This window comes from Desulfobacterales bacterium, assembly GCA_029211065.1.
Classification (GTDB): Bacteria; Desulfobacterota; Desulfobacteria; order Desulfobacterales; family JARGFK01; genus JARGFK01.
The window spans coordinates 117,029-142,232 of record JARGFK010000001.1 but is presented as its reverse complement, the minus strand read 5'-3'; the positions used below and the strand labels follow the sequence as shown (position 1 = coordinate 142,232).

Annotated in this window: 19 protein-coding genes; 14 read left to right on the top strand and 5 right to left on the bottom strand. The window is 52.6% G+C overall.

Translation table 11 applies throughout. The annotated features are described in order from the left end of the window. Positions 1-24: 24 nt before the first annotated feature. From P1P89_00715 to murJ, 3 genes are all read right to left on the bottom strand, one after another. Positions 25-321, bottom strand: coding sequence for a hypothetical protein (locus tag P1P89_00715; protein ID MDF1590005.1), 297 nt, complete (start codon positions 319-321; stop codon positions 25-27). After that, a complete protein-coding gene (locus P1P89_00710; protein ID MDF1590004.1) occupies positions 314-619 on the bottom strand; it encodes a septum formation initiator family protein in 306 nt (101 codons plus the stop codon). The genes P1P89_00715 and P1P89_00710 overlap by 8 nt, the downstream gene beginning before the upstream one ends. Positions 620-808: 189 nt before the next feature. Further along, positions 809-2,380 (bottom strand): murein biosynthesis integral membrane protein MurJ, encoded by a 1,572-nt coding sequence (gene murJ, locus P1P89_00705; GenBank protein MDF1590003.1) that lies wholly within the window; start codon positions 2,378-2,380, stop codon positions 809-811. Between the two features lie 85 nt (positions 2,381-2,465). Between murJ and rpsT the strand changes: the two genes are divergently transcribed. Continuing rightward, positions 2,466-2,735, top strand: coding sequence for a 30S ribosomal protein S20 (rpsT, locus tag P1P89_00700; GenBank protein MDF1590002.1), 270 nt, complete (start codon positions 2,466-2,468; stop codon positions 2,733-2,735). On the opposite strand, the gene lptE is transcribed toward rpsT, so the two are convergent. Further along, positions 2,732-3,379: an LPS assembly lipoprotein LptE gene (gene lptE, locus P1P89_00695; GenBank protein MDF1590001.1), complete on the bottom strand. Its 648-nt coding sequence runs from the start codon at positions 3,377-3,379 to the stop codon at positions 2,732-2,734. The genes rpsT and lptE overlap by 4 nt on opposite strands. 201 nt (positions 3,380-3,580) lie before the next feature. Further along, the gene (gene leuS / locus P1P89_00690) at positions 3,581-6,184 is read right to left on the bottom strand and encodes a leucine--tRNA ligase (GenBank protein MDF1590000.1); all 2,604 of its coding nucleotides are present in this window, start codon (positions 6,182-6,184) and stop codon (positions 3,581-3,583) included. Between the two features lie 212 nt (positions 6,185-6,396). Between leuS and P1P89_00685 the strand changes: the two genes are divergently transcribed. From P1P89_00685 to P1P89_00625, 13 genes are all read left to right on the top strand, one after another. Continuing rightward, positions 6,397-7,860: an Rne/Rng family ribonuclease gene (locus P1P89_00685; protein ID MDF1589999.1), complete on the top strand. Its 1,464-nt coding sequence runs from the start codon at positions 6,397-6,399 to the stop codon at positions 7,858-7,860. 143 nt (positions 7,861-8,003) lie between these two features. Beyond that, the gene (locus tag P1P89_00680) at positions 8,004-8,780 is read left to right on the top strand and encodes a hypothetical protein (protein MDF1589998.1); all 777 of its coding nucleotides are present in this window, start codon (positions 8,004-8,006) and stop codon (positions 8,778-8,780) included. Positions 8,781-8,919: 139 nt separating this feature from the next. After that, positions 8,920-9,282 (top strand): preprotein translocase subunit YajC, encoded by a 363-nt coding sequence (gene yajC, locus P1P89_00675; protein MDF1589997.1) that lies wholly within the window; start codon positions 8,920-8,922, stop codon positions 9,280-9,282. A 92-nt stretch (positions 9,283-9,374) separates the two neighbouring features. Next, positions 9,375-10,952 (top strand): protein translocase subunit SecD, encoded by a 1,578-nt coding sequence (gene secD, locus P1P89_00670; GenBank protein MDF1589996.1) that lies wholly within the window; start codon positions 9,375-9,377, stop codon positions 10,950-10,952. Between the two features lie 53 nt (positions 10,953-11,005). Further along, positions 11,006-12,046: a protein translocase subunit SecF gene (gene secF / locus P1P89_00665; GenBank protein MDF1589995.1), complete on the top strand. Its 1,041-nt coding sequence runs from the start codon at positions 11,006-11,008 to the stop codon at positions 12,044-12,046. 44 nt (positions 12,047-12,090) lie between these two features. Beyond that, entirely contained in the window at positions 12,091-13,215 is a 1,125-nt protein-coding gene (dprA, locus tag P1P89_00660; protein ID MDF1589994.1) for a DNA-processing protein DprA, read from the top strand. Next, positions 13,212-15,491 carry a type I DNA topoisomerase gene (gene topA, locus P1P89_00655; protein MDF1589993.1) on the top strand — a complete coding sequence of 760 codons (2,280 nt, stop codon included), beginning with the start codon at positions 13,212-13,214 and terminating at the stop codon, positions 15,489-15,491. Before dprA ends, topA begins: the two co-directional genes overlap by 4 nt. A gap of 401 nt (positions 15,492-15,892) precedes the next feature. Then, positions 15,893-17,563: a dihydroxy-acid dehydratase gene (gene ilvD / locus P1P89_00650; GenBank protein MDF1589992.1), complete on the top strand. Its 1,671-nt coding sequence runs from the start codon at positions 15,893-15,895 to the stop codon at positions 17,561-17,563. A 171-nt stretch (positions 17,564-17,734) separates the two neighbouring features. Beyond that, positions 17,735-19,420, top strand: a complete 1,686-nt coding sequence (gene ilvB, locus P1P89_00645) for a biosynthetic-type acetolactate synthase large subunit (protein MDF1589991.1) — start codon at positions 17,735-17,737, stop codon at positions 19,418-19,420. 50 nt (positions 19,421-19,470) lie between these two features. After that, the gene (ilvN, locus tag P1P89_00640; GenBank protein ID MDF1589990.1) at positions 19,471-19,959 is read left to right on the top strand and encodes an acetolactate synthase small subunit; all 489 of its coding nucleotides are present in this window, start codon (positions 19,471-19,473) and stop codon (positions 19,957-19,959) included. Positions 19,960-20,153: 194 nt separating this feature from the next. Then, positions 20,154-21,209: a ketol-acid reductoisomerase gene (gene ilvC / locus P1P89_00635; protein ID MDF1589989.1), complete on the top strand. Its 1,056-nt coding sequence runs from the start codon at positions 20,154-20,156 to the stop codon at positions 21,207-21,209. A 328-nt stretch (positions 21,210-21,537) separates the two neighbouring features. After that, complete coding sequence (gene cimA, locus P1P89_00630; protein MDF1589988.1) at positions 21,538-23,166, top strand: citramalate synthase; 1,629 nt, start codon at positions 21,538-21,540, stop codon at positions 23,164-23,166. Between the two features lie 322 nt (positions 23,167-23,488). Continuing rightward, positions 23,489-25,027, top strand: a complete 1,539-nt coding sequence (locus tag P1P89_00625; protein MDF1589987.1) for a 2-isopropylmalate synthase — start codon at positions 23,489-23,491, stop codon at positions 25,025-25,027. Positions 25,028-25,204 lie beyond the last annotated feature (177 nt).

Here is a 25,204-nt window from a genome sequence, read left to right as displayed (position 1 = left end):
GTAACACACAACATATGAAAAATATCATACACGCTTTTGGGTTTGATTGAAAGTTGTATTTTGGAGTTTTTTTAGTTTTTGCAGATTACGGCGCCGCAGCAGAAGATCAATCCACTTTTCGAACAAAGGTGTAAGATCCCGGGAATGCATTTTCGTTTCCGCTTTAACTTTCTGCTCCACTTCGAGCAGGGCCGCCTTGAGCTCCTGCCGGTGGGGTTCCAGTTTCAGCAGATGCCGATAAATTTCCGCGGATTTCTCAAAATACCCCTGGTCGGCATAAACCTTTGCCATGGTAGCGGTATAAAAGGCGCTATCATTCATCTTTTTTATCCTTTTCAGGCTTTTTAAGTTTAAAAACAACCTCGTCTTTTCCCACCATTCCGAGCTCCTGACGGGCAACACTCTCGATAAATTTAAGGTCGTTCTTCAGCCGGTCGATCTGGCGGTACAGCGAAAGGTTTTCCTGTTCCAGTTGCGCGTTTTTTTGCAGCAGCCGGTCCCGATCCTGTTTGAGCAGACGGAAATCCGCCAATCCGTATTCATTAAATACGATAAAGAGCAGCATTGAAAAGAGAGCCAGTATGGCGAATGACAACAATATTTTATTTCGGGTATTCATCTGACCGTCGGGGCCTAAAGAACATTATTCTTATACAACATCTACTAAGCCGAAGCGTGGAAACATTTGAACCGCAAAGGCGCAAAAAACGCAAAGGGTTCTTGAATTGATGATTTTCGATTTAAGTTTTTTTTCAATCGTCAATCGTCAATCATCAATCGCCAATCACCAATGACTTGCCCCTGCCCCCTACCCCTTTTTGCCGGCCCTTTTTCCCATCATAGACAACACCGTTTCAAACTCCGGGATTCTTGTCAGATAAGAAAAAACACCGTAACTGACCAGGCCGGCGCCGATGGTGATCAGCAGGCCCAACAACAGACGCGTGGTGCTGCCCCCCTCGGCCGGAATGGCAGCCAGGGCCACCCCCCAGACCGTCAAGCCCATGGCGGTAGAGCAAACAGCGGTCTTGATTATCGAAAGCCGGACGCCTTGCCACCCCAGGCTGCCCAGCCGACCCCGCAAGGCTTTCAGCAAGAGCGCCAAATTTACCATGGAAGCCAGGGATGTCGCCAGGGCCAGGCCGCCATGCCGAAGCCACTGCATTAAAATAACACTCAAGACAATATTGGCAACAACGGAAATCGCCGCCATGCGAACCGGCGTTTTGGTGTCCTGGAGGGCATAAAAGGTCGAAACCACAATTCTGACGGCGGAAAACGCCCACAGGCCCACCGCATAATACAAAAGGGCGACCGCCGTCAACCGGACGGTTTCCGCGTCAAACGCCCCGCGCTGGAACAGCAACGCAACAATGGGCTCCCGCAAGACGATCAGGCCGACCATGGCGGGAATCGTGATATAGGAGACCAGGTTCACGGCATAACCAAAGGTGTTTCGCAGCGCCTCGAATTCCCGGGCGGCCGCCTGGCGCGAAAGGCTGGGTAAAACAGCCGTGGCTGTGGCAATGGCAAAAATACCCAGGGGAAATTCAACCAGCCGGTCGGCATAGTACAGATAGGAAACGCTCCCCTCCGGCAGTAGTGAGGCCAGCAGGGTGCCGACCAGGATATTGATCTGGTAGACCGCAGCGCCGAAAACGGTGGGGAGCATCAACACACCGACCTGTTTGAGTCCGGGATGATACATGCCGGCCTTCTGCCAGAAACGGAGACCTTTGCGTATTAGAAATGGAATCTGCAGCAGCAGCTGCAGGGCGCCGCCGATGAGCACCCCCACGGCCAGTCCGATGATCGGCTCATCCAGATGGGGTGAAATCAGAAAGACCGACCCGATCATGGCGATGTTTAAAAAAACCGGCGCCAGCGCCGGCGCGGCAAAGTGACCCAGTACATTCAGAATCCCCATACATAGCGCCACCAGCCCGATGAAAAAAATATAAGGGAACATGATCCGGGTCAGGGTCACTGTCAGGGCCAGCTTCTCAGGCGAATCCGCAAACCCGACACCGACGATGCGAACGATCAGCGGGGACAGCAGTATGCCCAAAACGGCAACCACGGCCAGCAATACGGATATCATTCGCAGCGCCGCCCGCGCCATCAGAAAGGCATCTTCTTTTCCATTGCGGGTGAGATGGTCCGTAAAAACCGGAATGAAAGCGATGCTTAAAGACCCCTCTGCCAGGAGGCGCCGGAGCAGATTGGGAATGCGGAAGGCCACAAAAAAAGCATCGGACGCAAATCCGGCGCCGAAAAACCAGGCCATTACCACATCCCGGATAAAACCGAAAATCCGGCTTAATAATGTGGCGGCCCCGACAACACCGGCTGCTTTGGTTACACGGATATTTTCAGACATAAAAACTACTTGACATCAAAACCGTAATAATTTATTTAAAATAACTTTGAGGAAAATCGCATATTAACACATAAGGAGAGCACCATTGGCAAATCATAAATCCGAAATCAAACGTGCGCGTCAGAATGCCAAGCAGCACGATTGCAACAAGGCGGTCAAGACCGGCGTTAAGAACATTATCAAGGCAACACGCCAGTCCATTGCCGAAAGACCTAAAGCAGAAGCCGTCAAAGAACTGAACACTGCAAAATCGAAGATTGACAAAGCGTCTAAAAAAGGGGTTATTCACAAAAACACGGCCGCCCGTAAAATTTCCCGTCTTGCCAGACGCGTCAACCGCATAGCGACCAGTTAAAAATCCTCGGTCAATCGATAATAAATGTTTTCAGACAGCCGTTTGGACAGCGCTGATACGGCCGTGCGTTTGTTGACGTTCGTTATCTGGTCGTCGGAATCAACGCGATAGCTTTCACTATCGGCGAGTCCTTCCACAACCCACACAACCCTGCCGCTTCGATCGGTCAGCTTTAAATCAACGGAAACGGTTACCCGTCTTTCCGGCGAACTGTACTGCCCGCTGCGGGATATGGTTTCCACCCGTAAGGACTTGACCGTTCCGGAAAGGACGGCATCGGCCTCGTCCAGGTTCGCGTTCCGCTTGTAGCGGATAAATTCATACCTGAGATCACCGGTAAGGGTGTTTCCCAAACCGGTCTCGGCCGTCCGGTTGTCCAAGACAGAGATGAAAACCCGCCCAATTCCGGCAGGAAGGCTCCCGCTGCCCGAAAATCGATAGCCGCAGGCTGAAAGCAGCACGACGGCAGCCACCAGAGCACCCCATATCCAGTTCCTTAGGCTGAAGGCTGAAGGCTGAAGACTGAAGACCAAAGGATGGAGACCGAAGGCTGAAGACCGAAGGCTGAAGGTTAAGGTTGCCGCCGTGTACGGACCGCGCAATACCGATTGTCCCTGCGCCTGCTTTTCCGTCATTTCATTCATCACTCGTCATTTCTCCGGACAAAATCCCCTCTGTTGCGCCGGGACGATAAAACTTTTGAACCGCAGCCGGCCACGCTTTCCCGATCGTTGATATATGATTGATGATTTTCGATCTAAGGGTTTTTTTCAATCGTCCATCGCCAATCATCAATCGCTTTCCCCCTGCCCTTGCGCCGTGCGCCTTTAGCCTTTCGCCGTTACTTATATTACAATATTCACCAGTTTCTTTTGCACCACAATCACTTTTTTGACAGGGGCGTCCCCGATGAACTTCTGAACACGCTCATCCGCCAGCGCCATGGTTTGAATGATTTTTTCATCGGTATCTGCGCTCACCTGAAAACGGGAGCGGAGTTTTCCATTCACCTGAACCACGATGATCAACTCGTCCTTTTCCAGCGCATCCTGCCGATAAAGCGGCCATCTCGCCGAAAAAACACTGGTCGTATGGCCCAGGGCCGCCCAGATTTCCTCGCTAAAATGGGGAACAATCGGTGACAGCAACAATACGGTCGCTTCCATGGCGAACCGCATGACGCTTTCTTTTTCCGGGAGACTGCACCCCTCGTCGATGGTGTACATGGTATTGACCAGCTCCATGACAGCGCTGATGGCCGTGTTGAAATGAAACCGGTCTTCTATGTCGCCGGTGACCCTGCGGATGGCTTCATGGGTTTTTTTATACACCCCCTTCACGGGTTCTTCCAATTCATCCGGATTGCCGCTAAACGCGGTCCGATCCTTAACGCTGTCCATCCAGGTGAAAGCCAGGCGCCAGACCCGGTTTAAAAATCGATACCCGCCGTCCACTCCCTGTTCGCTCCATTCCAGATCCCTTTCCGGGGGCGCGGCAAAGAGGCAGAAGAGCCGGGTGGTGTCCGCACCGTATCTGTCCAGCAGCTGGTTGGGATCGATGACATTTTTTTTGGACTTGGACATCTTTTCAACACGGCCCTCGACAACGGATTTGCCGCATTTGCTGCAGCGGCGCTCATTATCGTTGCCGGAAACCTCGCCGGAAAAGAGAAAACCGTGCTCCGGGCAGGACAGGGTTTCCTTGCAAACCATCCCCTGGGTCAACAGCCGGGTAAACGGTTCCTTGACCCCTATCAACCCGAAATCGTGCAGCACCCGGGTATAGTAGCGGGAATAAAGCAGGTGCAGAATGGCATGTTCAACCCCCCCGATATACTGATCCACCGGCATCCAGTAATCCACCGCGCTTTTGGAAAACATCCCCCGCTCATGGTGCGGACTGCAATAGCGTTCAAAATACCAGGATGACTCCACAAACGTATCCATGGTGTCGGTTTCCCGTTTCGCATCGCTGCGGCCGCATTTCGGGCAGGCCGTTTTCTGAAAGTGTTCCAGAACCGGCAGGGGCGAGCGCCCGCCTTCCAGCAGGCTGACGGTTTCAGGCAGGACCACCGGGAGTTCGTCCTCCGGAACCGGCACAATGCCGCAATCCCGGCAATGCACGATGGGAATCGGTGCGCCCCAATAGCGCTGCCGGGAAATCCCCCAGTCTTTTAATCTGAAACTGACGGTTTTCTTACCCAGACCGTTGGCTTCAAGGTGGGCTGCAATTTCATCAAGTGTCTGGACGTTTTTCATGCCGTCAAAGCGGCCGGAATTCACCATGGTTCCCTCCCCGGCATAGGCTGCGGCCATGGCGGCCGGATCAAGATCACTGTCCGGCGGCGCTACCACGACAATGATGTCGAGGCCGTACTTTTTAGCAAAATCAAAGTCGCGCTGATCGTGGGCCGGCACCGACATGACCGCGCCGGTGCCGTATTCCATCAGGGCGAAATTGGCGGTATAAATCGGCATCCGGCGCCCGCTGAGGGGATTGATGCAGTAAGCACCGGTAAACACGCCTTCCTTTTCGTAGGTTTCCACCGCCTTGCTGGACCGATCCGACAGGGCCATCCGTTCGACAAAGCTGTTGACCGCCGCTTCCTGGGCAGTCCCTTTGGCCAACTGGGTCACCAGGGGGTGCTCCGGCGCCAGACACATGAAGGTCGCGCCGAACACCGTATCCTGGCGGGTGGTAAAAACAGAGATCGTCCGCTCCGCGTCCGCCGGGGGATTTTCAATGGAAAAACGAATCTCGGCGCCATGGCTCTTTCCGATCCAGTTTTTCTGCATGGCAATGACTTTATCGGGCCAGCCGGGCAGTTTGTCGCAATAGACCAGCAGATCATCGGCATAGTCCGTAATCCGGAAAAACCACTGCCAGAGTTTTTTCTGACGAACCGCACGGCCGCAGCGCCAGCACATCCCCGCTTCGACCTGCTCGTTGGCAAGCACTGTCTGGCAGGGTTCGCACCAGTTTACAAAGGACTCCTTGCGATAGGCCATTCCCTTTTCAAACATCTTCAGGAAAAGCCACTGCTCCCAGCGGTAGTACGCGGGCTTGCAGGTTGCGATTTCCCGGTCCCAGTCGTAGCTGAACCCCATCCGCTTGAGCTGCGCCCGCATGGTATCAATATTTTCATAGGTCCATCTGGCCGGATGGGTATTGTTGGCGATGGCCGCGTTTTCCGCGGGCATCCCGAAAGCGTCCCAGCCCATGGGGTGCAGCACATTAAACCCCCGCATATGCTTGTAGCGCGCCACCACATCCCCGATGGTATAGTTTCGCACATGCCCCATGTGAATCTTGCCGGATGGATACGGAAACATTTCAAGCAGATAAAATTTTTCCCGGTCCGGATCTTCCGTGACCCGGAACAGCCCGGTTTTTTCCCAGTGAGATTGCCATTTAGATTCAACCCGTTTCGGGTCGTACTTTTGATCCATTCCTGATGTCCTCCAGAATCGTTCCCCAATCACTTCTATAGCGGAACTTATTTATTTGTCACAATACCATGCAAATATCAAGATATTACAGCAAAAATCATTTGACTTGTATAGACCGATTTCATATTTAAGGTGCAGGTAAAACATAATAGTAAAGAATCCTGACCCAGAGGACCAGGTTTTTCAGGACTAAATATAGGAAACCTAACTTTATGAGCTATAAAATACTGATCAATGCCGTTGATCCTGAAGAATGCAGAATTGCCAGCGTGAAAGACAGCAAGCTGGATCAATTTCATATTGAAAGCGCTGCCAAAGAAATCATCCACGGCAATATATATAAGGGAATCATATCCCGCGCGGAGCCCAGCCTCCAGGCCGCGTTTGTCGACTATGGCACCGACCGGCACGGTTTTTTACAGCTGCACGAAATTCACAGTGATTATTTCCAGGACATCCAGTCCGGTGATCGATCGATTCAAAAAATCGTGAAACGCGGCCAGGAACTGCTGGTACAGGTTACAAAAGATCCGGTCATGAAAAAAGGGGCGATGCTGACCACGTTCATATCGCTGCCGGGCCGGTTCGTGGTCTTGATGCCGGGCAGCAAAACCCGGGGAATCTCCCGTAAAATCGAAGACGAACCCGAACGCAGCCGGATCAAGGAGATGATCGATAATTTAAAAGTACCGGAAGGATTCGGTGTTATCGTCCGAACGGCCGGGTCGGACTGCACCAAATCGCTTTTGACAAAGGATCTGAACTATCTCCTGCGGCTTTGGAAGGACATCAAAAAAAAAGGAATCGATGAGAAGGCGCCTGCGCTTCTCTACAAAGAAAGAAACCTTTCCCTGCGATCCATTCGGGACTACTTTCACCCCGACGTCACCGAAATTCTTATCGACGATCCCTTTATTTATCAGGAGGTCAGGGACTTTGTTAAACTCATATCCCCCAAACACACCCAGATCGTCAAACTGTATAAAGGGGACAAACCGATTTTCACCAAGCACCAGTTGGAAGATCAGATCGCATCTATTTTTGAAAGCCGGGTTCAGTTAAAATCGGGCGGTTCCATCGTCATTCAGCAAACCGAAGCGCTGGTTTCCGTTGATGTCAATTCCGGCAAATCCACCCATCAAAAAAGCATCGAACAGACCGCTTATCAGACAAATCTCGAAGCCGCCGAAGAAATCGCCCGGCAATTACGGTTAAGAGACTGGGGCGGCCTGATCGTACTGGACTTTATTGACATGAGAGATTCCAAACACAAGGCGGAGGTCGAGCGCACTTTTAAAAACCATTTAAAAGCCGACAAGGCCCGCACGAAGGTCGGCAAGATCTCCAAATTCGGGCTTCTGGAGATGTCCCGGCAGCGCATCCGGCCGTCCATTGAATTCGGCAGCCTGGAATCCTGCCAATACTGTCTCGGCAAGGGGATGACACCTTCCATCGAAGCATTGAGCCTGAACTTTTTGCGCAAACTGCGCATGGAAACACTCAAGGATGATATTTCCAGCGTCAAAGGAATTGTACCGACGGCTGTCGCCGGCTACCTGTTGAATAAGAAAAGGAAGGAAATACTGGACCTGGAAATCCGGCGGGACTTAAGCATCACCATAGAGGCCGACAGCGCGTTGATCCCGGGAAACAGCGAAATCATCTGTCAAAAATAAAAGATCATTTTCAAATTAGTTGATGATCTTGATAGGATTCAAGTGAAATGAAAATAAGCACTTGAGCCCTTGAGCCCTTGAATCCTTGGCCCCTTTCTCCCAAATAATTGGGAGAAGAACCAAATTACCTGCGAGGGACTGCCATGAAAAACATCGACCGGCTCGACAAGCTTATCGGCGTGGTGGTGGTGGGCATCATCTTAATAGCGGTACTCATCATCGGCATCCGGTTATGGCGCCAGAACAAAGAAGTCCCCGTCGCCGGAAAGGCGGCCGCACCGGCAGTGGTGGCGCCGCAGCCGCCCGCGGTTCTGGATTATGCCCGGATCGATAAGGATGCCGAACTCAAAGCGCTGATGCAGCAGCGCAAGGATGTATACGGCATCGACAAAGGACTGGATATGATTGCAAAGCCGGAGGAGTCCATCAAGGTCGGCGAATCAACCGTCTCCATGCAGGAAATTATAGACAAGATCAAACTTGAACAGGGCAAAATCGTTGAAAAAGAAATCGCCCCCCCCCGGCCGACCGGGGGCGCGAAAGCGTCCGCCGCAACACAAGAGTTTTATGGAATTTATATTGTTCTGCCGGGCGACAATATCTGGAACATTCACTTTCAGTTTTTAAAAGACTACTTCGACCACAGGGGGATCGCCTTGTCGCCGCTGGCCGATGAGCCGGACCGCAAAGGCATCAGTTCCGGCGTTGGAAAATTGCTGAAATTTTCTGAAAACATGGTTTATATTTACAATCTCCGGGAAAGCAAAATTGATGCGAATTTAAACCTGATCCATCCGCTGAGCAAAATCGTTGTTTTTAAAATGAGGCAGGTGTTCACGCTGCTGGACGGGATCGATTACGATCGCGTCAACCGGATTCAATTCGACGGGGATACACTCTGGATTCCGGCCAACCAGTAAATAAATTGAAGAATTATTTGACGTTCGCCGTCATTTAAAGTATATCAGCCCCATTTTCAAACGCGTTTTTGGAACGCGACATTAAATAGCGGCAAATTTTATAACGATTTAATTTAAATAAAGGACAGGAGGTTATATTTTGACAGGTATCGCATATGCATTGGGTCAAGGTGCTGCCGGTGGTCAGGGCGGCGGATTTTCAGCTTTCTTACCGCTGATTCTGATGTTCGCCATATTTTATTTTCTGCTGATTCGACCCCAGCAGAAAAAGACCAAACAGCACCGCGAAATGATCAGCAGCCTTAAAAAGGGAGACCGTATTATTACCAGCGGCGGCATCCATGGCCGCATCACCGGAAGCAGCGACACGACCTTGACAGTGGAAATAGCCGAAAAGGTCCGCGTAAAAGTGAATCGCGCCAATGTGATGGCACTGACCCAGACGACTGCGCCGCCGGCAGCCCCCAAAGACGACAAGGCCGAGTCGGAAAAGGCGAAATAACGTCTGAAGCCCCATAGAACCGGTCTGATTGTTTCTAACCATCAGCCTGTTGCTTTCTCCGGGGCTTTTATATATCAGAAAGGAACTGATCATTGAAAAAGATCTCGTGGAGAATGGTATTTGTTCTCATCATAACCGTCGTTGCCATTGTCTATATCCTGCCGACATTCCAACCGGCGCTGTGGCCATATAAAAAAATCAACCTGGGCCTGGACCTGCAGGGCGGCATGCACCTGGTTTTAGAAGTGGATACCATCAAAGCGGTGGAAAGCACTGTTGAGCGTATCGCACAGGAGCTGCGGACCAGCCTGCGGGATGAGCGGATCCGCTACACAGCCATAGACCGTGTCGGCGGCACGACTATCTCGGCCAAAATCAACGGGCAGGAAAATATCGAAAAATTTGAGAAGCTGCTGGACAAGGATTTTAAAGACCTCCGCATTCTTTCAAAAATGGTCCGGGACGACGTCCTTGACATCGCCATGGATCTGCCCGAAAAAGAAAGCGATGGGATCCGGCTCCTGGCGGCCGAACAGGCCCTTGAGACCATCCGCAACCGCATCGATCAATTCGGCGTTAACGAACCCGATATCCGCAACCAGGGGGAAAATCGGATTCTGATCCAGCTCCCGGGCATCACGGACACCCAGCGGGCCAAGGCGCTGATCGGGAAAACCGCCCTGCTCGAATTCAAACTGCTGGATGAAGGCCACGATGTCGAGGCCGCGCTAAAAGGGGATATTCCTGCGGGGAGCGAGCTGCTCTATCAAATTACAATTGACACCGAAACCCTGCGGGAGATTAAAACGCCCTACCTGATAAAAAAACGAACCCTCCTGACCGGCGCCTATCTGACCGACGCCAAGGTCCAGATCGACTCCCAGTTCAATGAACCTTATGTTTCCATAGACTTCGACAAAAAAGGCGCTCGGATTTTTGAGAGAATCACCGAAGAAAATGTGAAAAAGCGCTTGGCCATCATATTAGACAACAAGGTATATTCCGCTCCGGTCATTCAGGAAAAAATCAGCGGCGGCGCCGCCCGGATTACCGGCAACTTTACGGCCGAAACCGCCCGTGACCTGGCCATCGTCTTGAGAGCGGGCGCATTGCCGGCCCCGGTTAACATCATTGAAGAGAGGACCGTGGGACCGTCACTGGGAACCGATTCCATCCGCAAAGGATTGATTGCCATGCTCATCGGCGGCCTGGTCGTCGTCCTTTTCATGGCGATCTACTACAAGGGCGCCGGCCTGATCGCCGATTTCGCGCTGCTGCTCAACCTCGTCCTGGTTGCCGGCGGCCTGGCCGCCTTTCAGGCGACCCTGACCCTGCCGGGCATTGCGGGCATCATCCTGACCATCGGCATGGCCGTGGATGCCAATGTGCTCATATTTGAACGCATCCGCGAAGAACTCGCCCTCGGTAAAACGCCGCGGGCATCGGTGGATGCGGGATTTAACCGGGCTGCCTTGACGATCCTGGACGCCAACATCACCACCCTGATCGCAGCCCTGGTGCTGTTTCAGTTCGGCACCGGTCCGATCAAAGGATTTGCCGTGACCCTCAGTTTGGGTGTGGTTTCAAGCGTCTTTACGGCCCTGGTCGTGTCCCGGCTGATATTTGACCATTTACTGATGAATCGAAAGATAAAGCAGTTAAGCATCTAAACATTTCCCAAGCGCTTTCATGTTTGCGCGAACATTCATTAAGGATTGATTTCATGCAGTTTATTAAATCCGATATCAATATCGACTTTGTCGGCAAAAGAAAATTTGCCTACGGCCTGTCACTGGCCCTGATACTGATCAGTATCGCCTCTCTGCTGCTGCACGGCGGGCCCAAATACGGCATTGATTTTGCCGGCGGTACGGTCATTCAGGTAAAATTTCAAGCGCCGGCCAGCACCAAAAACATCAAGTCCGGCCTGGATACCCTTGCCATCGACAACGTTTCCGTCCAGCATTTCGGGGACAAAAAAGACAATGAATATCTGATCCGCACCGATCTGTCGGTGGCAGCCGCCGAAGGATTTTCCGATAAAATTCAGAAATCTCTGGCAGACGCCACCGGCGGCGCCGCTGAAATCCGCCGCATGGAAATGGTAGGGCCCCAGGTTGGTAAAGACCTGCGCCAGAAAGCGCTCTTTGCGATATTTTACGCCCTGTTGTTTATTGCGATATACATCTCCGGCCGTTTTGAATTCAAATGGATACTCACCGGCCTGATGGCGGTTGCCCTGATGGGTGCTGTTTATTTTCTGTCTCTATTCAAGGTCAGCATCCCGTTTCTCATTCTGGTGGCGCTGGGGGTGACGCTGCTTCTCTTCTGGCTGCTGAATTTAAAATACGCCATGGGCGCCATTGTGGCGCTGATTCATGACGTGATCATTACCGTGGGCATATTTTCCATCACCGGCAAGGAGTTTACCCTGCCGATTATCGCGGCGTTGCTCACCATTATCGGCTATTCCTTAAATGACACCATTATTGTGTTTGACCGTATCCGTGAAAATTTAAGAAAGCTCAGCAAGAGTCCCATGTCGGTCATCATTAACCGCAGCGTCAATGAAACGCTCAGCCGGACCATCCTGACGGCGTTGACCACCCTGTTTGTCGTGATCGCACTGCTCATTTTGGGGGGCGGTATTATTCATGATTTTGCATTTGCCATGACAATCGGCATTGTGGTGGGGACTTACTCTTCGGTATATGTTGCCAGCCCCATACTCATCGCCTGGCAGGAACGCTCCCGGAAAAGATAATCAGTCGATAGCCCAAAATTCTGTTCTATGCGAATAATTTTTTCATGATGCATCATCCCGAAAAAATTCTGCCGTGGTTTGCACTCAAGAGCGTTGCGGGCATTGGAAATCTTCTGATTAAACGGCTGATCGACCGCCTTGATTCACCCGAGCGGGTATTCCAGGCAACTTCGGAAGAGCTGCTGCAGGTGGACGGCATGTCGCCCCGTCTGGTCCGGTCGATCCGGCAGCATCAAACACCCGATTCGGCCCGGCGGGATTTTGATCTGGCGATGGCGAAAGGTTTCGGCATAATCACAATGGCGGACAGCGGCTACCCCCGCCTGCTGCGCGAAATTCCGGACCCGCCCCCATTTCTGTTCGTCTCCGGCAGCCTGCAGGATGATCCCAAACCCCTGGCCGTTGTCGGATCCAGAAATGCCACCCGCTACGGCCTATCCACAACCCGCAAACTGTGCGCCGACCTGGCGTCGTTGGGATTTACCATTGTCAGCGGCATGGCCAAGGGGATTGACACGGCCGCCCATGAAGGCGCGCTGATGGGTGCGGGCAGAACCATTGCGGTTTTGGGAAGCGGTCTTGAAAATATCTACCCGCCGGAGAATCGAAAACTGGCCGGTCGGATTGCCGAAAACGGCGCGGTTGTTTCAGAATTTTCTCCACTGGCGGGACCGGATGCGCATCACTTTCCCGTGCGCAACCGGATCATCAGCGGTATCGCCTACGGCACGGTTATCGTGGAAGCGACACTGAGAAGCGGTTCACTGATAACGGCGCGCCTGGCGGCTGAGCAGGGCAGAGACGTCTTTGCCGTGCCGGGAAGCATCCAGTCTTTTAAAAGCACCGGCACCCATGGATTGATCAAACAGGGGGCGAAACTGGTGGAGCATGCCCAGGACATCGTTGAAGAGCTGCCGCATTTATCAAATCCGCCGGCAGCTTCCGCCAAGATGTCCGCCGAACCGGCCGCTCCGCAATTACCGAAGCTGTCAGCCGAAGAATACGGGGTTTTCAGCGCTCTGGAGCCGTACCCGCTTCACATCGACGACCTGGTGCGCAAGCTTTCCATGAAGCCCGGAAAAGCGGCCGGTATTCTGCTGAAGCTCGAGTTGATGGGCATCGTCCAGCAATTTCCGGGAAAATATTTTTCAAAAGAGGACCTATCGTGACAAAACCACTGGTTGTTGTTGAATCACCGACAAAGGTAAGAACCATAAAAAAGTATCTGGGCAGCGGCTATAACATTGCCGCAACCATCGGACATATCAAGGATCTGCCGTCCAACGAGATGGGTATAGATATCGAAGCCGGATTTAAACCCAAATATGTCAGCATTCCCGGCAAACAAAAAGTCATCTCCGCATTAAAGAAAGCGGCCGGAAACGCTGTCGACATTTATCTGGCGGCGGACCCGGACCGGGAAGGAGAAGCCATTGCCTGGCATACCGCTGAAATCCTGAAGAAGAAAGACCGGCGGTTCCACCGGGTTCTGTTTCATGAACTCACCCCCAATGCCATCAAGGCCGCCATCGCCGCACCCGAAGAGCTGCACCCCCACAAATACGAGGCCCAGCAGGCCCGCCGGATTCTTGACCGGTTGGTGGGATATCAACTGTCTCCCCTGCTGTGGCGCAAAGTTAAAGGCGGACTCAGCGCCGGGCGTGTTCAGTCGGTGTCCGTACGCATCATCTGTGACAGGGAGCGGGCCATTCAGGCCTTTAATCCGGAAGAGTACTGGTCGATTACCGCCCACCTTGAGGGCGACGTGCCGCCCCCCTTTACGGCCAAACTGGTCAAAAAAGGCGATAAAAAAATTCGCATCGGCAATGGACAGGAGGCCGATGCGGTCTTGAAAGAACTGGCGGATCATCAGCTGATTGTAGACAGGGTCTTGAAGAAAACCGTCAAGAGAAATCCCCTGCCGCCGTTTACCACCAGCAAGCTTCAGCAGGAAAGCATTCGAAAGCTCGGATTTACCGCCAAAAAAACCATGGTCATCGCCCAGCAGCTCTATGAAGGCATCGATCTGGGGCCGGGCGAGCCGGTGGGGCTGATCACCTATATGCGCACCGATTCAACCCGGATTGCGGCTGAAGCAGCCCAGGAAGCGCTCAAGCTGATCCGCAAGCGGTTCGGGGCCGAATATGTGATGGATAAACCCAGATTTTTCAAAAACCGCAAAAAAGTCCAGGACGCCCATGAAGCCATCCGGCCCACATCGGTTCTGCATACCCCCGATGATGTTTCCGCCTTTCTTTCCAAGGATCAGATGGCGTTATACCGTCTGATCTGGCAGCGATTTGTCGCCTCCCAGATGAAGGAAGCCCTCATCGATCAGAATTCCGTTTCCATTAAAGCCGGCCCTTACCGCTTTAATGCCAGCGGCTCAACCGTAAAATTTCAAGGATTCATGACCCTGTACCGCTCCGCCGATGATGATATTGAAAATGAAAATAAAAAAGAAACGCTGCCGCCCCTCACGCCCGGTACGATTCTGAAGATAGATAAACTTGAGCCCAAACAGCACTTCACGCTCCCGCCCCCCAGATTTTCCGAGGCCTCCCTGGTCAAGGAGCTTGAGGAAAACGGAATCGGGCGCCCCAGCACCTATGCCGCCATCTTATCCACCATCCGGGAAAAGGGCTACGTGGAACTGCTGAAAGGGTATTTCAGGCCGACGGAACTCGGCTTTATTGTCAACGATCTGCTGGTGGAAAGTTTTCCCGACCTGCTGGACGTGGAGTTTACGGCTAAAATGGAGGAAGACCTCGACCGTGTCGAGTCTGCCAAAGCTGATGCAACAGCGCTTATAGGAAGGTTTTACGAACCTTTTAAAGAAAAAATCGATGCGGCCGCTACGGATATGCTCAGCGTCAAAGGCGTTGGTTTTTCCACGGGACTGGCCTGTCCGCAATGCAGCAAGGCGCTTCATATCAAAGTCGGAAAAAATGGACATTTCCTGGCCTGCAGCGGCTACCCGGATTGCACCTATTCCAGCGACTACACCCGGGATGAAAAAGGGATGATCCAACCCGTCGAAGTTGCCGAAACGGAAGCAACGGACAAGATCTGTGAAAAATGCGGCAAAGCGATGGTGGTGAAACAGGGCAAATTCGGCCGGTTTTTGGCCTGCAGCGGCTACCCGGATTGTAAAAACGCCCAATCCCTGAATGCCAATGGAAACGGCCAGGATACCGGCATCATTTGCCCCCAGGCGGGCTGCGACGGTCACTTGCTGGAAAAGAAATCAAGACGCGGCAAAATCTTTTACGGCTGCAGCCGTTTTCCCGACTGCACCTTTGCGATCTGGGATAAACCGGTTGCGCGTCAATGCCTTACGTGCGGCGCCGGGATGCTGGTTGAGAAATCCAGCAAAAAACAGGGCGACTACTACATCTGCCTGAAAGAAGGCTGCGGGTATAAGCAGAAAAAAAGTGACGAGTAATGGCCAAATGCTGGGAAGCTCTGATTGTTGATTGTTGATTGTTGATTGTTGATTTGTGATATAAGGTTTTCCAATCGCCAATCAACAATCACAAATCATCAATTCCTTACTCCCCCTTTCAGCCCATATGTCTGATTTTTTTCGGCCTGCTAAATAAACCTTGACAAACGCATTAAATTCATTTAATAAAATTTATTCTTAAAACAATTTTGGATATAAAAATGAGAACCGGACCGGCCCTTATCAACCTTATTAGCCTAATTATTCTCCTCGTAGTCGGTGTACTTCCCAACTACGAGGCACAGGGTTGATAATGGCCTAAAACCAAATCTCATCATCACTTAATAAAACCGTTATCAGCCCAAAACTGATAACGGTTTTTTTTTCAGGAGGTTTTAAAAATGAAAAGCGACAGTGTCAAAAAAGGCGTTGAAAGAGCTCCCCATCGTTCCCTTTTCAAAGCGATCGGCTATACCGACGCTGAAATAGAGCGCCCGCTCATCGGCATCGCCAATTCAGCCAATCAGATCATACCGGGCCATTCCCATCTGAATCAAATCGTTGATGCCGTCAAGGCCGGCATTTACATGGCAGGCGGAACACCCATCGAGTTCGGGACCATCGGCATCTGTGACGGCATCGCCATGAATCATGTCGGCATGAAATATGTGCTCGGCAGCCGCGAATTGATTGCCGATTCCATCGAAGTCATGGCAGTGGCGCACGCATTTGACGCCCTGGTACTGGTTCCCAACTGCGACAAGATCGTTCCCGGGATGTTGATGGCGGCCGCCCGGCTGGATCTGCCCAGTATCGTCATCAGCGGCGGCCCCATGCTGGCCGGAACCGAACCCGGGAAGCCCCACGGCAAGAAAATCGATCTGATTACGGTGTTTGAATGCGTCGGCGCCGTTCGTTCCGGCAAAATGACCGAAACGGAGCTGGCTGCTTACGAAGACGCCGCCTGCCCCACCTGCGGGTCCTGCGCCGGAATGTTTACCGCCAACTCCATGAACTGCCTGTCCGAAGCCATCGGCCTGGCCCTGCCCGGCAACGGCACCATCCCGGCGGTCATGTCCGCCCGGCTGCGTTTGGCCAAAGAAGCCGGCATGCGGATTTTGGACCTGTTTAACAGGGGGATCACCCCCTCAAAAATTCTGACGGACAAGGCCTTTAAAAACGCCCTGCGTGTGGACATGGCCCTGGGGTGCTCCACCAATACGGTTTTGCACCTGACGGCGCTGGCCGATGAAGCGCACTTCAGCATGGACCTGAATCTGATCAATGAAGTCAGCCGGGAAACGCCGCACCTCTGTTCCATGAGCCCGGGCGGCCGGCACCATCTGGAGGATTTAAACCGGGCCGGCGGCGTACCCGCCGTCATCAAGGTGCTTTCCGAAAGCGGCCTGATCCACACGGACTGTTTGACCGTGACCGGCGCCAGTGTTGCCGAAAACATTCAAAACGTTAAAGTGCTGGATGCCGACGTTATTCATTCGCTGGACAATCCCTACCATGCCGAAGGCGGCCTGGCGATTCTTTTCGGCAACCTGGCGCCCCAGGGGTGCGTGGTGAAGCAATCCGCGGTATTGCCGGAAATGCTGCGGCATGAAGGCCCGGCGCGTGTGTTTGATTCTGAGGAGGCGGTCAGCCAGGCCATCATGGGCGGTAAAATTAAAAAAGGAGATGTACTGGTGGTCCGGTATGAAGGACCGATGGGCGGGCCGGGAATGCAGGAAATGCTGAGCCCCACGGCAGCCATTGCCGGCATGGGGATGGATGCCCATGTGGCCCTGATTACCGACGGTCGTTTTTCCGGCGGCTCCCGCGGCGCTTCCATCGGCCACATATCACCGGAAGCCATGCAGGGCGGCCCCATCGCCATCGTCCAAGAGGGGGACCGGATAGCCATCGACATTCCTGCAAAAACAATAACCCTGAAACTATCCGACCAGGAAATAAAGGACCGACTGGCCGCCTGGTCGCCGCCGGAACCCAAAATCACCCACGGATATATGGCCCGATATGCCCGGATGGTTTCGTCCGGCAGCAAGGGGGCGGTGTTGAAATAGCGGGAACCGGGGGTCAGAGAAGTAGGCAGTAAGCAGTAGGCAGTAGGCAGTTAGCAGTTGGCAGTCGGCAAGGACAAGCAACTTTTGACCGTCAGCCGATATGCCTGGAAGCTCAACCATGAGTTATGGATCGTTTAATTTACGAGTCACATTAACAATAAGGAACAGATTATGAAATTAACAGGTGCACAGATTTTACTGAAAACACTGAAGGACGAAGGGGTTGACACCATCTTCGGTTATCCCGGCGGTTGTGTTATTGATATTTACGACGAACTGTTGAGAAGCGATTTGCGGCACATTTTTGTCCGCCATGAGCAGGGGGCCATTCATGCCGCCGACGGATACGCCCGCGCCAGCGGCCGGGTCGGTGTCTGCCTGGTGACATCCGGCCCCGGCGCCACCAATACCATCACCGGTATCGCCAACGCCTTCATGGACTCCATTCCGGTCGTTATCATCACCGGTCAGGTTCCTTCCCATCTTATCGGAAACGACGCCTTTCAGGAGGTGGACATCGTCGGCATCACTCGTCCCTGCACCAAGCACAATTATCTGGTCAATTCAACCGAAGAGCTGGCGCAAACCATCAAAGAAGCTTTTTTTATTGCCAGCTCCGGACGACCCGGACCGGTTTTAGTCGATATTCCCAAAAACGTCGTCCAGAACACCATTGAATATAAAGCGCCCAAAACGGTAAAGCTGCGTTCCTACAACCCCACCTACAATCCCAACATGAAACAGCTGCATAAGGTGGTGGAGCTGATACGGGAAGCCAAACGGCCCATTATTTTTGCCGGCGGCGGCGTCCTTCTCTCCAAGGCCGCCCGGGAGCTGACGGAACTGGCGCGAAAAACCCAGATCCCGGTGACGACCTCCCTGATGGGCATGGGCGCCTTCCCGGGTTCGGATCCTTTGTGCATGGGAATGATCGGCATGCATGGAACCTACCGGGCCAACACCTCCTCCGGCAAATGTGACCTGATGATTGCCGTGGGCGTCCGGTTTGACGACCGCGTTACGGGCAAAACCGATACGTTTACGCCCCATGCCAAGATTGTCCATATCGACATCGACCCGACATCCATCCGTAAAAACATACCGGTTGCCGTCCCGGTTGTGGGAGACTGTAAGATCACCCTGACCCATCTGAACAAACTCCTGGATGAAACGGATCTGAGTGATGTTCAAAAAAAACGAAAAATCTGGCTGGATCAGATTGAAGATTGGAAAAAGACCCAGCCCTTTGCCTATCAGCAGGGCGCTGTCATCAAACCCCAATACGTGGTTGAAAAACTGTATGAACTGACCCGGGGCGATGCGATTATTTCCACCGAAGTCGGCCAGAACCAGATGTGGGCCGCGCAATACTATCATTTCGACAACCCCCAGCACCTTCTCACATCCGGCGGGCTCGGCGCCATGGGCTTCGGACTCCCTGCCGCCATCGGCGCCCAAATCGCCTTTCCGGACAAACTGGTGGTCGATATTGCCGGAGACGCCAGCATCCAGATGAACATCCAGGAGATGGCAACGGCCGTTCAGTACTGCCTGCCGGTTAAAATCGTTATTCTAAACAATGGATTTCTCGGCATGGTGAGACAGTGGCAGGAATTTTTCTACGAAAAACGCTACGCCTGCACCCTTGTGGAGCATGCCCCTGATTTTGTGAAACTGGCCGAGGCTTATGGCGCCGTCGGCTTAAGGGCCCAAAAACCGGAAGAGGTTGAAGCGGTTCTCAGGGAAGGTCTTTTTTCACCTAAAACCGTTATCATGGATTTTGTCATTGAAAGAGAAGAGTGCGTCTATCCGATGGTACCCGCCGGTGCGCCGATTACGGAAATGCTGCTGGTGTGAAGAGAGATGAGGGACGAGTAACGAAGGACTAATAAGAAAAGGATTATAAAATGACAGCAGAAAAACACGTGCTTTCAATTCTTGTGGACAATCAACCGGGCGTGCTTTCCAGAATCGCAGGACTCTTCAGCGGCCGAGGCTACAATATAGAGAGTCTCTGCGTAGCCGAAACCACGGAGCCTTTGGTGTCCCGGATCACGATAGTCACCAAAGCCAACACCCTGGGAATCGAGCAGATCAATAAGCAGCTCAATAAGCTGATCAATGTCATTAAGGTGCACGAACTCACCGGCACCGCGTATGTTGAAAGGGAAATGGCACTGATTAAAGTAAAAGCCAAACCCGAGAATCGCGCTGAAATTTTAAGGATCGTCGATATATTTCGATGCAAGGTGGTGGATGTGGGGCTGGAGCATTACACCATTGAGATAACCGGCGATGAAGGGAAACTGGCGGCGATAATGAGCCTGCTCAAGCCCATCGGGATAAAGGAAATCGCAAAAACAGGCATCATCGCACTGTACCGCGAACCCAAATAGAATAAGGCTGAAGGTGGATAGGCTGAAGGTTAAAAGGATTGCGACGAGTAACAAGTAAATAGTGACAAGAGACGATTGGGCAGTAGGCAGTAGGAACTGAAGTTAAAATTATCCTTCAGCCTTCAGCCTAATAACCTGATCTTTATATTAACGGATTTGGACTACAAACATATTAACTGAGGAGGATATTTTACATGGCAACTATTGATTTTGGCGGCGTATTGGAAGAAGTCATCACAGCAGAGGAATTCCCCCTGGACCGTGCCCGGGAGGTATTGAAAAATGAAACGGTGGCGGTGCTGGGATATGGCGTCCAGGGTCCCGGGCAGTCTCAGAACCTGAGGGACAACGGCATTAACGTTATTGTGGGACAGCGCGAAAAAAGCAAATCCTGGGACCGTGCCGTGGCAGACGGCTTTGTGCCGGGCAAAACACTTTTTCCCATTGAAGAAGCCGCAAAAAAAGGAACGGTCATCCAAAACCTGCTGTCGGATGCCGGCCAGAAGGCCACCTGGCCGCAGATAAAAAAATGTCTGAATAAAGGGGATGCACTTTACTTTTCCCATGGGTTTTCAATTACGTACAAAGACCAGACCGGCATCATCCCGCCGGATTTTGTCGATGTCATCCTGGTCGCCCCCAAAGGTTCCGGAACCACCCTGCGCACAAACTTTTTGGAAGGCAGCGGTCTTAACTCCAGCTTTGCCATTCACCAGGATTATACCGGAAAGGCCAAGGAACGCACCATCGCCCTGGGGATCGCCATCGGGTCGGGATATCTGTTTCCAACGACATTTGAAAAAGAAGTCTTCAGCGACCTGACCGGAGAACGCGGTGTGTTGATGGGCTGTCTGGCGGGTGTGATGGAAGCCCAATACGGGCTGCTGCGCAAACACGGCCACACCCCCAGTGAAGCGTTTAATGAAACCGTGGAAGAGCTGACCCAGAGCCTGATCCTGCTGGTAGCGGAAAACGGTATGGACTGGATGTACGCAAACTGCAGCGCCACCGCCCAGCGGGGAGCGCTGGACTGGGCGCCGAAATTCCGGGATGCGGTGGCGCCGGTGTTCAATGCGCTCTATGATCGGGTCGCTTCAGGCGCCGAATGCAAACGGGTACTGGAAGTAAACAGCGCGGCCGATTACCGTGAAAAGCTGCAAAAGGAACTGACCACCTTAAGAAATTCCGAAATGTGGCGGGCCGGTGCTGCCGTGCGGGCCCTGCGGCCGGAAAATCGGAAGAAATACTAATGGATTGAACCGCAAAGGCGCAAAGAACGCAAAGGTTTTTGCGCGAATCGGGCAGCCGGCCGAAAGAAAACGGCCGCCTATCGGTTCGCGCAAAGATGACCGTTTTAAAGATATGCTTACGCGCGGTTCTGTGGCGTAACACTGGCCAAACGGTCTGCCCCGCAGGGCAATTGCCTTCTTCCTGATCGTATCACCCGGTCAGGAAGAAAAATAAAACAAACCCTTTGCGCACTTTGCGTCTTCGCGGTTCAGCTTGCTTCTTTTTTAGCTTCGCGCCGGAACGCAAGACCGGCAAATGAATCTCAAACAACTTGGAGAGATAAACGAGATGGAACCGATACTGCTGTACGACACCACCTTAAGAGACGGCACCCAGGGTGAAAACATCAATTTCAGCGCGGAAGAAAAAATCAGGATCGCTCAACGGCTGGATGACCTGGGGATTCATTACATAGAAGGTGGCTGGCCGGGTTCCAATCCCCGGGACAAGCAGTTTTTTAAACTGGCGAAAAAGGCCGAGTTGAAAAACGCCAAATTAACGGCCTTCGGTTCCACCCGAAAACCGGGCATTCACCCGGAAGACGATCAAAACCTGACGGAACTGATCAAAAGCGACACCCCGGCCATCACCATATTCGGTAAAAGCTGGGACCTGCACGTCGAACAGGTCATGTACAATTCGCTGGATGAAAACCTGGCCATGATTAAAGAGACGATCGGTTATTTAAAGCAACAGGACCGTGATGTCATCTACGATGCGGAGCATTTTTTCGACGGGTTTAAAGGCAACCGTGATTACGCCGTAGAAACCGTCTTTGCCGCGCTCAAGGGCGGCGCCGACACCGTTGTATTGTGCGACACCAATGGCGGGACGCTCCCTTTTGAAATAAAAGCGACTATCAATGAAGTCGAAAACGCTTTGCGTGATTATTTCCGTTTAGAACCGAACAGGCCGCTGCCAATCAAAATCGGCATCCACGCCCATAATGACTGCGGGTTGGCGGTGGCCAATTCGATCACTGCGGTACGGGCCGGCGCGGTAATGGTCCAAGGCACCATCAACGGTTACGGCGAAAGGTGCGGCAATGCCGACCTGACGTCGATCATTCCGATTCTTTCCTTAAAAATGAATCGGCCCTGCGTTACACCGGAAAATCTGGTAAAACTGAAAAAAATATCCCGTTTTGTCAGCGAGACCGCCAACATGATCCCCCTGACCACGCGACCGTTTGTCGGCAACAGCGCGTTTGCCCATAAAGGCGGCATTCATGTGAATGCCATCATGAAAATCCCCATGGCATACGAGCACATGACCCCTGAAGACGTCGGAAATGAGCGCCGTGTGCTGATTTCAGACCTTTCCGGTAAAAGCAATATCGAATATAAAGCCAAAGAACTGGGGGTTGAACTCGGCGCCAACGGATTTGACAGCAGCCGCATTGTCTCGGAAATTAAAAAACTGGAACAGCAGGGGTTCCAGTTTGATGTGGCCGATGGGTCGTTTAAGATTCTGGTAGAAAAGTTTACGAAACAGTTCCAACCCCTTTTTGAACTGGAGTCCTTCAGGGTCACCATTGAAAAGGACAAGGACAAACCCTGTTCAGCCCATGCAACCATCAAGATTTCAGTTGAGGGCCAGGAGGAAATCACCGCCGCCGAAGGCAGCGGACCTGTCAGCGCCCTGGACAACGCCCTGCGCAAGGCGCTGGATAAGTTTTACCCCCATCTCGACAGCATGCAACTGGTCGATTTCAAGGTTCGCGTCATCGACGGAAGGGATGGAACCGCTGCCAAGGTCCGGGTGATTATCGCATCCCGGGACCAGGATAACATCTGGAGCACCATCGGCGTATCCGAAGATATCATCGAAGCAAGCTGGCAGGCGCTGGCAGACAGCTTCCATTATAAACTATCGGCCGGGAAAGAACAGCCAAATAGGCTGAAGACCGAAGGCTGAAGATTGAAGGTCAATTGTTTATTGTCCGATGTCCGTGATCCGTGGCGGGTCGGATTGGTTATTTTTGATTGTTGATTGGCGATTGGGAAGCAAGGTCCGCGGTCCGTTGTTCTTGGTTTCTCTGGTTTATTTGGATTGAAACGGACAGCTTTGGCCGGATCGTATGCCGGCCAGGCTCTTTCGGCCGGCTACCCGATACGGCCAAAAATCTTCGCGTCCTTTGCGTCTTGAGGGAGCCAAGCGAACGGGCGGTTAAAGCTCTACGGACAACGGACGACTGACAAGGGACAACAGGCAACGGACATCATAAGGAGCAAATAACATGAGCGACAAAGTAATTATTTTCGACACGACCCTGCGGGACGGCGAGCAATCCCCCGGCGCCAGCATGAACACCGCTGAAAAACTGCGACTGGCCTCCCAGATGGAAAAACTGGGGGTGGATGTGCTGGAAGCCGGTTTTCCGGCTGCATCCGAAGGTGATTTTGATGCGGTCTCATCCATCGCAAATAAAATAAAAGGAATCGAAATAGCCGGTCTGGCGCGCACTTCCAGAGAAGACATCGACCGGGCCTGGCAAGCGATTCGTAACGCAGCCAAACCACGCATCCATACCTTCATCGCCACCTCGGACATCCACATGACATACAAGTTGAAAATGTCCAGGGATGAGGTGGTCAAAAAGGCGGTGGAGTCCGTCAGGTACGCCAAATCCCTCACAGAAAATATTGAATTTTCAGCCGAGGACGGCTCCCGCAGCGACCGGGACTTTCTGTGCAAGGTATTCGAAGCGGCCATTGAAGCCGGCGCCACAACCGTCAACCTGCCGGATACCGTCGGGTATGCCATTCCCCAGGAATTCGAAAGCCTTGTTAAATATGTCATGACCCATACGCCCAACATCCACAAGGCTGTTTTAAGCGTTCACTGCCATAACGATCTCGGCCTGGCTACGGCCAATACCATCGCGGCCATCAATGCCGGCGCCCGGCAGGCCGAAGTCACCATCAACGGCATCGGCGAAAGGGCCGGCAATACCTCTCTGGAAGAAGTGGTCATGGCCCTTCATACCCGGCCGAATTTTCTTCCGGTTACCACCGGCATCCGGACAGACCAGATTTACCACACCAGCCGGCTGGTGAGCATGATCACCGGCATCATCGTGCAGCCCAACAAGGCGATTGTCGGCGCCAATGCGTTTGCCCATGAAGCCGGAATTCATCAGGACGGCGTCTTGAAAAACCCCATGACCTACGAAATCATGAAGCCGGAAACCATCGGACTCAGCAAGAACAAGATGATCCTCGGCAAACATTCCGGTCGCCACGCCCTGCGCGAACACCTCAAAGACCTGGGATACGATCTTTCCGACGAAGAGGTTCAACTGGTTTTTGTAAAATTCAAGGAACTGGCGGACAAGAAAAAACATGTGGTGGATGAAGATCTGGAAGTTATAGTGGCAGAAGGGATTCTGCGAACCGCCGATATCTTTCGGCTGGAATACCTGCATGTCATCAGCGGAACGACGGTTCTGCCAATGGCCAGCGTGAAACTTTTAATCAAAGATCGCTCCGTCAAAGGCGCCGGGTACGGCAACGGCCCCATTGACGCGGTTTACAACACCATCGCAAAACTGACCGATACGGGCTCAGAATTGTTGAGATTTTCGGTCAGCGCCCTCACCGGCGGTACCGATGCAATGGGAGAAGTCACGGTGCGCCTGAGAGAGAATGGCCTGCTGGCACTCGGCAAAGGCGCAGACCCTGATATCATAACCGCCAGTGCCAAGGCCTACATCAACGGTCTGAACCGGCTCGAATACCTCAAGGCGCATCCGGTGGTTGCGGATGAAAGCCTGTAGGGGAAGAACAGGGAAATAGGCTGAAGACCGAAGACCGAAGGCTGAAGGAAGATGAAGGCGGAAAAGGTCCGTCGTCGGTGGTCCGTCTTCCGTGGCCGGATCTTCAATGGACAACAAACAACCGGCAACTGACAGTATAAGTCTGAAAACCATTATTCCCGTCGGTTGCGGCCTTCA